Here is a 14,267-nt window from a genome sequence, read left to right on the forward strand (position 1 = left end):
TCCCCATTTCGTGAGAAATTCTTGAAGTCCAATCATTCCTCGTGATACCAGGAATCCCGGTTCCCACCATGCAACGTACATCCACCAAAGTCGCCGCACTGCTGGGCGCCCTGCTCCTCATCATCTTCGGAGCGGCGCTGCTGTCGGGCCGTTCCGCTCCCACGTCCGAGGAGGCCTCGCAGGCCCACGGCACCACGGCCGCGCCCTCCGGGGGAGCCCAGGCCAGCTCGGGTCCCTCCAGCGCCCCCACGGGCCCCGAGGAGTCCCGGCCTCCCAAGGAGCTGCTGCCCATGCCCTTGTGCTGGCAGGGGCTGGGGGAGCTGGACAAGAACGTCTCGTTCGACACCATCCGCCAGGCCCTGGACGCCGCCGTCGCCGGGCCGGATCGCTACCTCGCGGGCTACCTCCAGGAGCGCCTCACCGAGTTGATCGGCAACGACGTGAACCGCGCGCTCCAGGTGGTGGCCTGGGCGGAGAAGGCCCAGGCGCCGTACCTGGGCGTCTTCATCGAGGCGCTGAAGGCCTCGGACGCCGTCCACAACCCCAAGGTGGTGGACGCCCTGCTGAAGATTGGCGAGGACAAGGGCGCGCTGCTCATCAACCGGGGCGCCGTCCTCGACGCCCTGGACACGCAGAAGCGCCTGGGCCCGGCCCAGATCCAGCGGGTGAAGGCCCTCGCGCTGGACGAGTCCTTGGACTCCACCTCCTGGCTGGCCACGCGCACCATCGGCAAGGTGATGAAGGAGGACTTCGAGCGCACCGGCACCTTCGCCCCCTATTGGAAGGAGCTGATGGACCTGAGCGAGAAGTCCGACGACATGGCCGTGCGCCTGCTCGCGCTGGAGATGCCCAGCTACTCCAACCCCATCCTCGATGGGGACTCCATCGACCGGCTCAGCAAGATCATGACCACGGACCGGGAGCGCGACGTGCGCGAGATGGCGGCCTTCCGGCTCGCCGTCACCGAGGAGCCGGAGAAGGCCCTGGAGGCCTACCGCAACGCCTTCCCCACCGAGCAGGACGAGTGCGTGCGCTGGGCCCTCTTCCGCTTCGCCGTCCGTGCCGCCGGCCCCAAGGCCCTGCCGCTGCTGCAGCAGTTCGCCGCGCAGGACCCCCGCTTCGTGGCGGACTACCAGAACTTCCAGCGGCTCTACGCCGAGGGCACGGTGGACTTCTCCCGCATCTGGCTGGGCGTGGAGGAGCGCCACGAGTGCCTGATGGAAGAAGGGGCGCCCCACTGATGAGCCCCGCGAACTCCCGAGGAACGACGCCCATGGCTCACGGATACCGCACTTCCACCTGGCGCGTGGCGCTGCTCGCCGCCGCCGCCTGGCTGCTGCCCGCCACCGCGGGCGCCCAGGACGCCGTCCCCATCCAGCGGGTGACGTGCTCCTTCAGCAACATGCTGGACGAGTTGCGCGCGGGGCTGAAGACGGGCTCGCCCGCCTACCGCAAGTACCTGCTGCAGCACATCAAGGAGGCCGCCCGGTCCATGCCTCCCGGCGAGCTGATCGCGGCGGTGGAGCAGGAGAGGGACCCGGCCGTGCTGGAGGCACTGGGCGCGGCCCTGGCCACCCACGCGGGCTTCACCGATGACACCACCGTCCTGCAGCCCCTGCTGAAGCGGGCGGAGCAGGACGCCGATCCGGCCGCGCGCGCGGCGGCGGTGCGCGGGCTGCGCGGCACCGGCTCGGTGGAGGCGATGGCGAAGAACGGCAACGCGGTGACGTACGAGCGGCTCATCCGCGACCCCTCGCCCGAGGTGCGCGAGGCGGTGGTGGGCAACCTCGTGCAGGAGGACGCCACGGTCTACGCCGGCCATGACCGCACCCTGTCCGAGACGGCGGTGAACACCGCGCTGGCCTCGACGGACCCGGAGATGGCGGCGAAGCTGCTGCGCGAGGTGTCCATGGAGCAGGTGGGCTCCGAGACGGTGCGGAAGATCACCGGCCAGCTCAAATCGGAGAACCCCACCCTGCGCGCGGCCTCGGCCAGCGCGCTGGGCGGCGTGCCGGGCTCCGAGTCCGCGGGAGCCACCAGCTCCCTCGTCGAGCTGTACCGCAACGAGAAGGACCCGGCGGTGCGCAAGGCCGCGCTGCAGGGCATCGCCCGGCTCGGCCTGAGCAGCGCGCTGCCCACGCTCAGCTCTTTGCGCGGGGTGGCGCCCGCGCTCGACCCGGAGATCGCCGCCTGGGAGACCGCCCTCGAGCGGGGCCTCCAGGAGTGGACCCTGGTGCTCCGGGAGAAGGAGCGGATCCGCAAGTAGCGGTGCCCCGCTCCAACGCTCTCACCGCAGTACCCCCCGCAGTGCAACCCCCAGGAGACAGCATGAACGTGAAGAACATGATGTATGCCGCCGCGGCCCTCGTCGCGGGTTTCGCGGGCGTGGCCAGCGCCGCCACCGCCAACGGAGCCATCTGCGACACCGCGGCCCGCGTGGGCTCGACGACGTACTACTCGTGCTCGGGCAGCAGCCACACCGCGCTCGACATGAGCAACGGCACCTGCAGCGAGTGGAACCACCGCGCGATGATCGCCGGCAGCCGCTACTACCACTACTACGGCGGCTGTGCGGCCAACTGCAGCGGCGGCACGTCGTGCAACGGCGGCGCGGGCAACTACTTCGTCGTCACCGGCGCCAGCGGCTGGGACTTCCGCCAGCTCCACATCAACGCCAGCGGCAACTCCTACTCGCGCACCTGCGACGGCTGCGCGCTGGGCCTGGTCGGCTCCACCGGTAACTCCACCGGCGCGCACGTGCACGCCGACAACCGTCAGTACGGCACCCGCAAGTCCGCCTGGTACACCAGCAAGGGCACCACCTGCGGCTCCAGCGCCTACTGCGGCAACATCGTCGGCTACCCCACGCTGTAATCCGTAGCCCCCCTCCCCGCCCCTCACCGGGCGGGGTGGTTCTCCCCGGGCCGCGGCCCGCCCTCCGCTCGAGGGCCCGAGGCCCGCCCGTTCGCCTGCCTCCCGGACAGGCGCCTCCTCCGCTCCCCGCCCGCGCCCCCGTGGCCGCGCCCGCCCCGGCTGCCCACCTTGGAGCCATTGGCGTGGAACCCTTGGACACGGTGAGGAGCGAATGGCCATGCACAAGTGGACGTGGAGCCTGGCGGCGGTGGCCCTGCTCGGACTGGCCTCCGGTTGCAAGGAGCGCGTGCAGGACGCGCGCAGCGAGAGCGACCAGACGGTGGTGAGCGGCATCCAGGGCGATGAGTCCCCGAACGACGAGCAGAGCATCACCGAGGGGCGTCCCGACATCACCGGCGGCGCGAACCCGGCGGACCAGGAAATCCAAGGGACGGTGACCGGGATGGCCGCCGGCAGCGTCACGGTGCGCGACCGGGGCGGCACCACGATGACGCTCGAGTTGGAGGACGACACCCGCTTCGTCCGCCAGGGCCAGCAGGCGGCCCGGTCGCAGCTCCGCGAGGGCATGCAGGTGCGCGCCTCCTATGACGAGGACGAGGGCCACTACGAGGCCACCACCGTGGAAATCCTCCCGGGGGCCGCCGCGCCCCAGGGGCAGTGAGCCGCGGCTCCAGGCGAGGTGCGCCATGCATCACACGCGAGAGATTCCCCGCGACGGGTGGTTCGACTACCTCCTGCTGTTGAGCACCATCGAGCGCGACCAACAGGTCCGCATCCTGGCCGCGGGGCCGGAAGCTCGGAGACCAGACGGTGGCGTGGAACCTGCCCCTGGTGGAGATCTCCGTCGAGGAGAAGGGCAGCGACGCGGGCACCATCGAGGTGACGGTGGGCCATCCCGGTGAGGAGCTCACCCATCGCATCCTCCGCCCGGAGCACGTCTGGGCCGCGGAGAACGACAGCGGGGAGCTGGAGTGCCTCGACATCGAGGACGCGGACCACGTGAAGACGCTCATCTACTTCGAGTCGCGCGAGCTGCTCGAGGAGGCCTCGGCGCCGGCGTGAAAAACGAAGAGGCCGGAGATGCCCCGCCCCACGTAGAGGCGTGCATCCCCGGCCTTTTCAGCTCAAGCGAGCGGACAGCTTACGGGTACAGCGCGCGGGCGCCGGTCTTGTCCATGCTGGTGAGGACGAGGTCGCCCGTCTGCGAGCCCCGGCACTGGGGGTAGTGCATGACGGAGTACGAGTCGTAGTTCGTCAGGCCGCGCCAGTTGGCGTCCTCGTAGCAGCCGGTGCTGGACAGGCGGGTGTGCTCGTGGCGGAAGCCGAGCACGTGGCCCAGCTCGTGGCGCAGCACGCCCGTGAGGGTCCAGGCGCCCATGTTGCCGAAGGCGCTGCTGTCCACCAGGACGTTGCGGGCCGAGCGGCTGGAGTTCGGGAAGAACGCGCGCGCCGTGTAGGACTGGCCGCTCACCATGCGCACGTCGAAGAAGACGCCCGTCTGGGACGCGGTGCAGCTCGAGTCGTAGCTGCTGGAGTGGATGAAGTTGACGTTGGCGGTGGCCTCCCAGGCCGCGGCCGCGCTGTTCATCGCGCTCACCATGGTGCTGTAGCGCGTGCCGAAGGAGGAGGAGCTGATGCAGTAGGTGAGGTTGCGCGCCTGGGTGGCGCTGTACTTCACGTCCCGGCCGCTCAGGTAGTACACCGCCAGGCTGCCCTCGGAGGAGCCCACGTCGCCGTTGGCCACGAAGGCGTCATAGTACTCGCGCAGGCCCTGCTCGCCCTCGACCGCCTCGTCGCCGTTGACGACGAACACGTCGCCCTCGTCGTTGATGGCCGAGGCCCTGAACTCCTCCCACGACATGGGGGCCTTCTCGGAGGCCTCGGGACCACCGCAACCAACGAGAGCCACACCAGCCAGCAGCGCCATGGAAAGCTTACGCATGGGGGTTTCCTCTTTCGGGGACAACGTGGGGGTTTGACGTGGCCGCCTGGAGCACCAGCCGCGACCGCGCTGCTCCCTTGAGCACCCTCCGTGCCAACAAGCGGGCTCACCGGAAACCAAGGACTTAGCCGAAATAACGCGAATAGCCGTGGAGCGCCTTCACTCCAGGCCCACCCGGCTTCCGCGTAAAGAGTCCTGACACGCCTACCGGAAATCCCCAGTGATTCCAGGACACTGGCTCAATAACATTCTGACCGTCTTGGAATCGGACACCGATGTTGCCGAATCGGACAGCGGGCACACGCCTCCCGTACCGGACAGACTCTCCGGGTGCGAGAGGGGCCACACTGAACGGACCGGGGAAAGCGCCTCACGGAGCGTGAGGGGGCTTCTCCCCGGCCCGGACGTCACCTGCGAGGCCCCACAGGGGCCGGAAGACTACGGGTACAGGGCGCGGGCGCCGGTCTTGTCGGAGCTGGTGAGGACCAGGTCACCCGTCTGCAGGCCGTTGCACTGGGGGTAGTGCATGACCGAGTAGCGGTCGTACGTGGTCAGGCCGCGCCAGTTGGCGTCCTCGTAGCAGCCCGAGGCGGTGGAGCGGGTGTGCTCGTGGCGGAGGCCCAGCACGTGGCCCAGCTCGTGGCGCATGATGCCGGTGAGGGTCCAGGGCGAGATGCTGCCGAAGGCGCTGGTGCTCACCAGGATGTTGCGGCCCGAGCGGCTGGAGTTGGGGAAGAACGCGCGCGCCAGGTAGCTGGTGGTGGTCGTCATTCGGACGTCGAAGAAGACGCCCGTCTGGGACGCGGTGCAGTTGGAGTCGTAGCCGCTGGAGTGGATGAAGTTGACGTTGGCCGTGGCCTCCCAGGCCGCGGTCGCGCTGTTCATCGCGTTCACGATGGTGGTGTAGCGCGTGCCGAAGGACGTCTTGCTCACGCAGTAGGTGAGGTTGCGCGCCTGGGTGCTGCTGTACTTCACGTCCCGGCCGCTCAGGTAGTACACCGCCAGGCCGCCCTCGGAGGAGCCCATGTCGCCGTTGGCGACGAAGTTGTCATAGTAGTCGCGCAGGCCCTGCTCGCCCTCGACCGCCTCGTCCTGGTTGACGACGAACACGTTGCCCTCGTCCGGGATGGCGGAGGCCTTGAACTCCTCCCACGACAGGGGGGCCTGCTCGGCGGCCTCGGGACCACCGCAACCAACGAGAGCCACACCAGCCAGCAGCGCCATGGAAAGCTTACGCATGGGGGGTTTCCTCTTTCGGGAACGACATGGGGGTTTGACGTGGCCGCCTGGAGCACCAGCCGCGACCCGCGCCCCTCCCTTGAGCACCCTCCGTGCCAGGAAGTCAGATTCTTGTAATTTCCAGGACTTGGCCGGATTCCCCCGGATTTGGTTGGAGCATCAACACTCCACCCGGGACGGCAAGATTGGAAAGCAGCATTACACTTGATGCCCAAACATTATGGATATCAATAGTTTGTGCGCAAACGAATGACACGTCCGGAAATCGGACAAGGGCTGTCCCGGGGCCAGTCAGGACGCGGGCGGCCCCGCCTTGCCGCGGTGCGGCGCTCAGCCGTTGGCGGCCCCGGGCAGCTTGAGGGGCGCGGGCGGGGCGGAGGCGTCACCCTGGGCGAAGTAGATGCGCTCGAGCAGCTTGCGGTGGTGGATGAGGGGCTTGTCGTACTTGCCCAGCCGCATGCCCTTCATGCTGTAGGGGGTGTGGGCCACCAGGGGGATGAAGCGGGCGTCGTCGCGGACCTCGAACCAGGAGAGGACGAGCGAGGCGCGGCGCACCAGCGGCATCAACGGGAGCAGCCGCGCGTCATGGAGCAGGCCGAAGGAGAAGACGTGCAGGCGCGTGGTGGCCGCCGTCTCCGGCACGAAGAAGATGATGGGGCGGTTGGTGAAGGGGCGCTGCTGGCCGGTGGGGCTCGTCCAGGTGATGGTGAAGTCGGTGCGCACGGGGTCGAAGCGCGTCACCCAGTGGTTGTGGAAGAAGTCGCCGTTGCGCAGCAGCAGGATGGGCAGGATGTGGGAGCGGCGCTGGGGCGCGCGGTAGCGCACCTCGGTGCGGTCCTCGAAGTTGTGGGCCTCGAACTCGATGTCACCCGTCTGCCCGCTGTCCCACCCGAGGCGGGTGTGGACGAAGGGGGTGTGCTCGTCCTCGCTGAAGTTGTCGAGCACCACATGCAGCGGCGCGCGGAAGAGCATGGAGAAGGAGCCGTTGAAGTCGTAGCCCTGGGGAGCGAAGTCGGGGAAGGCGGACAGGGGCGTGTCGCGGGCGGCGAGCCACAGGTAGTCGAAGCGCTCGACGACCTGGAAGGAGCGCGCGTCGCACTTCTTGAGGTCCGGCTGGTGGCGGCTGCGGCCGCGGCCGTCGGCGTCGAAGAGCCAGCCATGGTAGGGGCACTCGAGCTGGCCCTCGGGAGTGACGCGGCCGGCGGACAGCGGGGCCATGCGGTGGGGGCAGGCATCGGCGAGCGCGGCGGGGCGGCCCTGGGCGTCGCGGAAGAGGGCATAGGCGCGGCCGGCGAGCTCCACCCGTACCGGCTTGTCCTTCAGCTTCCGGGCGGGGAGGACGGGGTGGAAGAAGCGGGTGACGTCGGGCATGGGCGCGGTGGGCGCGGGCGCGGTGGGCGAGGGCTCCATGGCCGCGCAGTATATGCCCCACCTCCCGAGTCACATTGAAGGATGCTGGACGGAGCCCCCTTCCCTGCCCGCCCCCGGGCCGGGAGCGTGCACATATTGTCCCTCGCGCCCGGCCGGAGGACCGGGGGAGGAAGGATGACGCTGGAAACGCTGCTCCTGGAGGTCTGGCCCCACGTGGCGGCGGCGTTCGCGGTGGTGGCCAATCTGCTGGCCACCGGGCACGCGGTGCTGCGCAAGCGGGACGTGCGCGCGGCGGTGGCCTGGGTAGGACTGGTGTGGCTGGTGCCCCTGGTGGGGGTGGTGCTGTACCTGATGCTGGGCATCAACCGCATCCGCCGCCGGGCCCGCTCGCTGACGCTGCGCCAGGAGCACGGACAGTTCCTCCCGAAGCCGCGCGTGGCCCCCTGCACCCCCGAGCAACTGATGGCGGAGGTCCCCCCGGCCGCGCACCTGGCCTCGCTGGCCCGCCTGGTGGACGAGGTGGTGCACCACCGGCCGCTGCTGCCGGGCAACAAGCTGGTGCCGCTGGAGGCGGGAGACGGTGCCTACCCGGCCATGCTGGAGGCCATCGACGCGGCGCGCACCTCCATCTCGCTGTGCAGCTACATCTTCGACAACGACGCGGCGGGCCGGCGCTTCGTGGAGGCGCTCGGGCGGGCGGTGGAGCGGGGGGTGCAGGTGCGCGTGCTCATCGACGCGCTGGGCGTGCGCTACGACTGGCCGCCCATCACCGGCCGCCTGCGCCGCGCCGGGGTGCGGGTGGCGCGCTTCCTGCCCACGCTGCTGATACCGGCGCGCCTGCCCTTCATGAACCTGCGCAACCACCGCAAGCTGATGGTGGTGGACGGGAAGGTGGGCTTCACCGGGGGGATGAACATCCGCGAGCACTTCCTGCCGGGCCACGGCGATGCGAGGGATTTGCACTTCCGCGTGGAGGGGCCGGTGGTGGGGCAGCTCCAGGAGACGTTCGCCGAGGACTGGGCCTTCACCACGAAGGAGCGCCTGGACGGCGAGGCGTGGTTTCCGCCGCTGGAGCCCGCCGGGCCGGTGATGGCGCGGGGGATTCCGGATGGCCCGGACGAGGACTTCGAGACGCTGCGGCTGACGCTGCTGGGAGCGCTGGCGTGTGCGCGCAGCACGGTGCGCATCGTCACGCCCTACTTCCTGCCGGACTCGGCGCTCGTCACCGCGCTGAACGTGGCGGCGCTGCGGGGCGTGCGGGTGGACGTGGTGCTGCCCGAGAAGCTCAACCTCCCGGTGGTGCAGTGGGCCTCCATCGCCCAGTTGTGGCAGGTGATGCGCCCCAACAGCCGCGTCTTCCTCACCGCCCCGCCGTTCGACCACACCAAGCTGATGGTGGTGGACGGGGTGTGGTCGCTCGTGGGCTCGGCCAATTGGGATCCCCGCTCGCTGCGGCTCAACTTCGAGTTCGACGTGGAGTGCTACGACGCACGGCTCGCCATGCAACTGGACGCCCTCATCGAGGAGCGGCTGTCGCGCTCGCGGCTGCTCACCCTGCGGGAAGCTCGAGGGCCGGCCGCTGCCCATCCGCCTGAGGGATGGCGTGGCCCGGCTGCTGTCGCCGTACCTGTAGGCCCGTGCGGCCTCAGCCGTTGACGGCCTGGGGAAGGGCCTCGCGCCAGCGGATGTCGAAGGTGCAGGCGGTGCCATCGTAGGAGGCCACGTCCACGTGCACGTTGCGCGCGCCGGCCAGCTGCTGGGCCCGGAGGATGAAACCCGCCGCGAAGGAGGGCACGTCGTCGAGCACGTCATTCATCCACAGCTCGCAGTGGCGCGGGGAGTGCCCCACCAGCACCACCTCGCTGAAGTTGTTGCCGCTGCGCAGGTCCTGCCCGATGCGCTCCAGCATGCGCCGGGGGCCGAGCGCCGGGGCGAGTTCCGCCACCACGCGCCCCGTGAAGGTCTGCAGGTGGCCCTCCAGGAAGTGGATGCCCATCCACCAGTGCGCCTCGAGGGGAGGCAGGTTCGGGTAGAGGGCCGCGGAGGCGGTGTGCACGAACGTCTTCCAGTCGTCCAACGGGTAGGAGACGTGCAGCGGCTTCTCCAGGTCCAACCCCGCCTCGCGCAACCGTCTCCGGGCGAGGCTCGTCAGGCTCGCCCCCAGCTCCCGGACGAACAGGGCCTCGACGGCGGTGGCGAACACCACTTTCTCCGGCGGCATGACCCTCCCTTCGGCACCTCATCGGCGCCCTGCCAGGAAAGCGCCTCCGGCGGCGGAGCGCTGCCCTCGTCGGAAGACACTGCTCACTTTCTCATAGAGAAAAACGCCTCCGCCACTCCCCCTCTTGAAAGGGGAGCGCCGGGAGGTGCTGTAGGCCTCAGGATGACATGCGGCCGACGAGCGCGAGGATGTCGTCGCCATAGCGCTCGGTCAGCTTGGGGCCGACGCCCTGGATGCGCTGCAGCGCGAGGCCGTCCCGGGGGCGCGCGGTGGCGATGGCGCCGAGCACCTTGTCGGTGAGGATGCGGAAGGCGGGAACGCGCCGGCGGCGGGCCTCGGTGAGCCGCCAGGCCTTGAGGGCCTCCACGAGCTGGGGCGAGGGCGTGCCCACGCCGAGCGTCTCCCCACTGCGCCTCGAGCGCTCCAGGGCGCGCGCCAGGGCCTCCCGGCCCCGGGGCACCGGAGCCGCCCGCGTCTCCTCCCGCGCCTCGGACTCGTAGTAGGCGGGCTCGGCCCGCGCCAGGGCCGTGCGCTTCCTCCTGACTCCGGAGGCGGACTCCTTGCGGCGCGAGGCCTTCTTGCGGCCGCCTGACGCCGCGGCGCCCTTGGTGCGCGAGCCGCGGCGCTTGCGCGCGGGGGCCTCGTCCGGAGGCCTCGGGAGCTGCACCTGTCCGGGGGCGGGCTCGTGGGTGCGCCGGCCCTCGGGCGTGAGCGTCACGCGCTGGAAGGTGATGCTCTGGCCGTCCTTCTCGAAGGTGTCCTCGGACAGGCGGGTGAGCCCGGCGCGCACGAGGCCTCCGAGGAGCCGCTCGAAATCGCGGCGGGGCAGCGCCTCGCCGAACAGCTCGCGGTGGAGCCGGCCGGTGGCCTGGCCATCGCGCTCGTGGAGCGCCTCGAGGATGCGCCCGAGCGCGTGCAGCTCGGTGGCGGTGGGCTCGCCGAAGCGCAGGGTGGCGCAGGTGTCGGGCGCGCAGACGTCACAGAGGCCGCAGGCGGCGCCCGTGTCCTGCAGGTCGCCGAAGTGGTCCACCAGGTGCTTCATCCGGCACCCGTGTGACTCGGCGTAGCGGGCCATGTGCTCGAGCTGCGAGTGCTTGTGCTCGCGCTGCGCCGCGTACGAGGCCGCCCAGCCCGGCTTGCCGCGGCGCACGGACTCGTCCGGGCTCACCTCCACGCCGCCGTGAATCCAGAGCTGCTCGAGCGCCTTGTCGAAGGTGTCCACCGCCACGCGCGCCCGGGCCGCCAGCGACTCCTTGGGCTCCGGCTCCTCGCGGGCCGCGCGGTAGATGCGCTCCAGGACGGAGGGCTCGGGGTAATCACGCTCGTGGAAGAACTCGTGCGTGCGCCGGTCGATGAAGGAGTGCAGCAACACCGCGCGCGAGGGTTTTCCGTCGCGGCCCGCGCGGCCCAGCTCCTGGTAGTAGCCCTCCAGGCTCGCCGGCAGCGCCGCGTGCACCACCGTGCGCACGTCCGCCTTGTCGATGCCCATGCCGAAGGCCGTCGTCGCCACGATGACGTCCAGCCGGCCCCCGAGGAACGCCGTCTGCACCTCGTCCCGCTCCGAGGCGCTCATGCCCGCGTGGTAGGTGCCCGTATGGAAGTCCGCACCGAGCTCGTCCGTGTACCGCTCCGCGTGCTTGCGCGTGGACGCGTAGACGATGGCCGGGCGGTGCGAGGGCTCGGCGAGCAGCTCGCGGATGGCGTCGGAGCGCTGGCTCGGGTTGAGCTCGCGCACCTCGATGGCGATGTTGGTGCGCCGGAAGCCGTGGATGAAGGTGCGCGCGGGGGCGTTCGCCCCTCCCTCCAGGCCCAGTTGCTGGACGATGTCACGCTGCACGTCCGGCGTCGCCGTCGCGGTGAGCGCGACGACGGGCGCGGGACGCAGCATCGGCAGCCGCGCCCCCAACAGCCGGTAGTCCGGACGGAAATCGTGCCCCCACTGGGAGATGCAGTGCGCCTCGTCCACCGCCACCAGCGCCGGCGTGCGCCGGGCCAGCAGCTCCACGAAGCCCGGCACCCCGAGCCGCTCGGGCGCGATGAAGAGGAAGTCCAGCCGCCCTTCGAGATAGTCCGCGCACACCTGCCGCGACGTCGCCCTGTCCCGCCCCGAGTGGATTCGCTCCGCCGCCAGTCCGAGGGACTGCAGCCGCGCCACCTGGTCCTCCATGAGCGCGATGAGCGGGCTGATGACCAGGGTCGTTCCCGCGCGTGCGAGGCCCGGGAGTTGGTAGCAGAGCGACTTGCCCGCTCCCGTCGGCATCACCAGCAACAGATCCTTGCCCTCCGTCGCCGCCCGGCACACCGCCTCCTGGTACGGCCGGAAGTCCGTGAAGCCGAAGACCTCCTTCAGCAATCCTCGAAGCTCCGACGGGCGCGTGGGCTGGCGCGGCGTGCGCTCGGGCCGGCCGCTCGGGGCCTGGGAGACGAGGGTGAGCTTGGGGCGCGCGGTGTTCCTGGGCTCGGTGGCGAGATGGTTGCGCGCGGGCCGCGGTAGACCCTCACCCTGACCCGCTCCCAGAGGGAGAGGGGATTCACGCGGGGGCAACCTGGGGGCCGTGGCACCCTCACCCCGTCCCTCTCCCGGGGGGAGAGGGGTCGTTGGCTCTCTTGGGGCAGTGGGTGTTCTGGGCCTCGCCGCCACCAGCGGCATCGGGAGGTTCGAGGGGACCTTGCCCACCACCTCGATGACGTACGCCTCGATTCCTCGCAGGAACGACTCCAGGTCCCCGCTGCCCTGCTCGATGCGCTGCAGCCACGCTTCCCACTGCCCCGTCATCGCCGGGCTCTTCACGTCCGGATGCACCACCCGGATGAGCCCGATTCCCTTCTCCGTCGCCTCGAACGACTTGCCCCGCCGCACCAGGTAGCCGCGATCCAGCAGCGTCTCGATGATCGCCGCGCGCGTGGCCGGGGTCCCCAGCCCCGACTCCCGCATCGCGTCCGCCAGCTCCTTGTCGTCCAGCGTCCGCCCCGCCGTCTCCATCGCCGTCAGCAGGCTCGCGTCCGTCAGCCGCGGCGGCGGCCTCGTCCGCTTCGTCACCGGCTTCACGTCCTTCACCGACCGCGCCTGCCCCTTCGCCAGCCCCGGCGGCAGCTCCTGCTCGTCCTCCGGCTCCTCCGCCTCCGCCTCGCTCCCCTTCTTCCCCGCCTCGCGTGGCTTCGGGGCCTTCTTCCCTCCCCCCACGTCCAGCACCTTCCAGCCCTCGCGCACCACCATCGTGCCCGCGCTGTGGAAGCGGTCCACCACCTCCGGCGAGGTGACGGCCGTAATCACCGTCGTCACCGACCAGACGAAATCCTCGTGCCACGCCGCCAGCAGCCGCCGGCAGACGAGCTCGTAGATGTTCCGCTCGTCCTGCGCCAGCCTCGCGCTCTCCGGCGACGTCGTCGTCGGGATGATGGCGTGGTGGTCCGTCACCTTCCCGTCGTCCACGAAGCGCTTCCCCAACGGGCGCTGCCCCGTGCCGGGCGCGAGCTGCGCCTCCCAGGGCTTACGAATGGCGCGCACCACCTCCGGCAGCGTGTCAGCGATCTGCTTGGACAGGTGCCGGCTGGAGGTACGTGGGTAGCTCAGCAGCTTGTGCTTCTCGTACAGCGCCTGCGCCAGCTCCAGGGTGCGCTGGGCGCTGTAGCCATACAGCCGGTTGGCGTGGCGCTGCAGTTCCGTCAAATCGTAGAGCAGCGGCGCCGCCATCCGCTTCGTCTCGGCGGTGACGGACTCCACGGCCGCGCGGCCGCCCTTCACGCGCTCGACGATGCGTCCGGCCTCCTCGCCGTCCGCGGACAGGCGCCGGGCCTCGCGCGCGTCCCACTCCTTCTCCTTGCCCGGCTCCGCGGGACGGAACCAGGTGCCCTGGTAGCTCCCCTGCGGCCCCTCGGGGCCCACCGGGCCGAAGCTGCCTACAATCTCCAGGTAGTCCTGGGGGACGAAGTCGCGGATGGCCAGCTCGCGCTCCACCAGCATCGCCAGCGTGGGCGTCTGCACCCGCCCCACCGAGAACGTGTCCCCGCACGCCAGCGTGTACAGGCGCGACAGGTTCATCCCCACCAGCCAGTCCGCCCGGCTGCGCCCCTTCGCCGCGTCCGCCAGCGGCTCGTACTCGCGCCCCGGCTTCAGCGCGCGGAAGCCGTCCAGGATGGCCCCTTCCGTCAGCGACGACACCCACAGCCGCTTCACCGGCTTGCGGCACCCGGCGGCCTCGTAGATGTAGCGGAAGATGAGCTCGCCCTCCCGCCCGGCGTCCGTGGCGCACACCACGGTGTCCACCTCGGGCGCGTTCATCACCCGGCGCACCACCTTGAACTGGCTGGCCGTCTTCTCCTCCACCACCAGCGGCCAGTCCCCGGGCAGCATGGGCAGCAACTCGCGCTGCCAGCGCTTCCACTCGGGCTTCATCTCGTGCGGCTGGGCCAGGCCCACCAGGTGGCCAATCGCCCACGTCACCACGTAGCCGTTGCCGCGGAAACACCCCTCGCCCTGCTCGCGAGCGCCCAGCGCCCGAGCGATGTCGCGCGCCATGGACGGCTTCTCCGCCACCACGGCCAGCACGCCCCTTCCTCCGTCACCCATGATCATCCCACCTCATCGCATCCTACCTACCTCCATACCCCGCCGTCCCC

At 70.5% G+C, this 14,267-nt stretch carries 10 protein-coding genes and 1 pseudogene; 6 read left to right on the top strand and 5 right to left on the bottom strand.

What is annotated here, in order from left to right; all coding sequences use genetic code 11:
* Positions 1-68 precede the first annotated feature (68 nt).
* From ACN28I_RS25405 to ACN28I_RS25425, 5 genes are all read left to right on the top strand, one after another.
* Positions 69-1,241 (top strand): HEAT repeat domain-containing protein, encoded by a 1,173-nt coding sequence (locus ACN28I_RS25405; protein ID WP_420944527.1) that lies wholly within the window; start codon positions 69-71, stop codon positions 1,239-1,241.
* Between the two features lie 32 nt (positions 1,242-1,273).
* Complete coding sequence (locus ACN28I_RS25410) at positions 1,274-2,266, top strand: HEAT repeat domain-containing protein (RefSeq protein ID WP_420944528.1); 993 nt, start codon at positions 1,274-1,276, stop codon at positions 2,264-2,266.
* Between the two features lie 62 nt (positions 2,267-2,328).
* Positions 2,329-2,874 carry a peptidase M23 gene (locus tag ACN28I_RS25415; protein WP_420944529.1) on the top strand — a complete coding sequence of 182 codons (546 nt, stop codon included), beginning with the start codon at positions 2,329-2,331 and terminating at the stop codon, positions 2,872-2,874.
* Between the two features lie 217 nt (positions 2,875-3,091).
* Positions 3,092-3,535, top strand: a complete 444-nt coding sequence (locus ACN28I_RS25420) for a hypothetical protein (RefSeq protein ID WP_420944530.1) — start codon at positions 3,092-3,094, stop codon at positions 3,533-3,535.
* A gap of 149 nt (positions 3,536-3,684) precedes the next feature.
* The gene (locus ACN28I_RS25425) at positions 3,685-3,936 is read left to right on the top strand and encodes a DUF5335 family protein (RefSeq protein WP_420944531.1); all 252 of its coding nucleotides are present in this window, start codon (positions 3,685-3,687) and stop codon (positions 3,934-3,936) included.
* 79 nt (positions 3,937-4,015) lie between these two features.
* On the opposite strand, the gene ACN28I_RS25430 is transcribed toward ACN28I_RS25425, so the two are convergent.
* The 3 genes from ACN28I_RS25430 to ACN28I_RS25440 all read right to left on the bottom strand — a co-directional run bounded on the left by ACN28I_RS25430 (position 4,016) and on the right by ACN28I_RS25440 (position 7,465).
* Positions 4,016-4,816, bottom strand: coding sequence for a M57 family metalloprotease (locus ACN28I_RS25430; RefSeq protein ID WP_420944532.1), 801 nt, complete (start codon positions 4,814-4,816; stop codon positions 4,016-4,018).
* A 438-nt stretch (positions 4,817-5,254) separates the two neighbouring features.
* The gene (locus ACN28I_RS25435) at positions 5,255-6,055 is read right to left on the bottom strand and encodes a M57 family metalloprotease (protein WP_420944533.1); all 801 of its coding nucleotides are present in this window, start codon (positions 6,053-6,055) and stop codon (positions 5,255-5,257) included.
* A 330-nt stretch (positions 6,056-6,385) separates the two neighbouring features.
* Positions 6,386-7,465, bottom strand: a complete 1,080-nt coding sequence (locus tag ACN28I_RS25440) for a Rieske 2Fe-2S domain-containing protein (RefSeq protein WP_420944534.1) — start codon at positions 7,463-7,465, stop codon at positions 6,386-6,388.
* A gap of 135 nt (positions 7,466-7,600) precedes the next feature.
* Here ACN28I_RS25440 and ACN28I_RS25445 point away from each other — a divergent pair.
* Positions 7,601-9,059: pseudogene (locus ACN28I_RS25445) on the top strand (phospholipase D-like domain-containing protein).
* 12 nt (positions 9,060-9,071) lie between these two features.
* On the opposite strand, the gene ACN28I_RS25450 reads toward ACN28I_RS25445, so the two are convergent.
* Positions 9,072-9,647: a DUF2378 family protein gene (locus ACN28I_RS25450; RefSeq protein ID WP_420944535.1), complete on the bottom strand. Its 576-nt coding sequence runs from the start codon at positions 9,645-9,647 to the stop codon at positions 9,072-9,074.
* Positions 9,648-9,804: 157 nt separating this feature from the next.
* On the bottom strand, positions 9,805-14,223 hold the full coding sequence (locus ACN28I_RS25455) for a DNA topoisomerase 3 (protein WP_420944536.1): 4,419 nt from the start codon (positions 14,221-14,223) through the stop codon (positions 9,805-9,807).
* Positions 14,224-14,267: the final 44 nt, after the last annotated feature.

It is taken from the genome of Archangium gephyra (assembly GCF_049060025.1).
In the GTDB taxonomy this organism is placed as follows: domain Bacteria; phylum Myxococcota; class Myxococcia; order Myxococcales; family Myxococcaceae; genus Archangium; species Archangium gephyra_A.

Coding starts and splice junctions, on each gene's coding strand:
- ACN28I_RS25410 (WP_420944528.1), top strand. CDS start 1,274: ATGGCTCACGGATACCGCACTTCCACCTGGCGCGTGGCGCTGCTCGCC.
- ACN28I_RS25415 (WP_420944529.1), top strand. CDS start 2,329: ATGAACGTGAAGAACATGATGTATGCCGCCGCGGCCCTCGTCGCGGGT.
- ACN28I_RS25450 (WP_420944535.1), bottom strand. CDS start 9,647: ATGCCGCCGGAGAAAGTGGTGTTCGCCACCGCCGTCGAGGCCCTGTTC.
- ACN28I_RS25420 (WP_420944530.1), top strand. CDS start 3,092: ATGCACAAGTGGACGTGGAGCCTGGCGGCGGTGGCCCTGCTCGGACTG.
- ACN28I_RS25440 (WP_420944534.1), bottom strand. CDS start 7,465: ATGGAGCCCTCGCCCACCGCGCCCGCGCCCACCGCGCCCATGCCCGAC.
- ACN28I_RS25430 (WP_420944532.1), bottom strand. CDS start 4,816: ATGCGTAAGCTTTCCATGGCGCTGCTGGCTGGTGTGGCTCTCGTTGGT.
- ACN28I_RS25455 (WP_420944536.1), bottom strand. CDS start 14,223: ATGATCATGGGTGACGGAGGAAGGGGCGTGCTGGCCGTGGTGGCGGAG.
- ACN28I_RS25435 (WP_420944533.1), bottom strand. CDS start 6,055: ATGCGTAAGCTTTCCATGGCGCTGCTGGCTGGTGTGGCTCTCGTTGGT.
- ACN28I_RS25405 (WP_420944527.1), top strand. CDS start 69: ATGCAACGTACATCCACCAAAGTCGCCGCACTGCTGGGCGCCCTGCTC.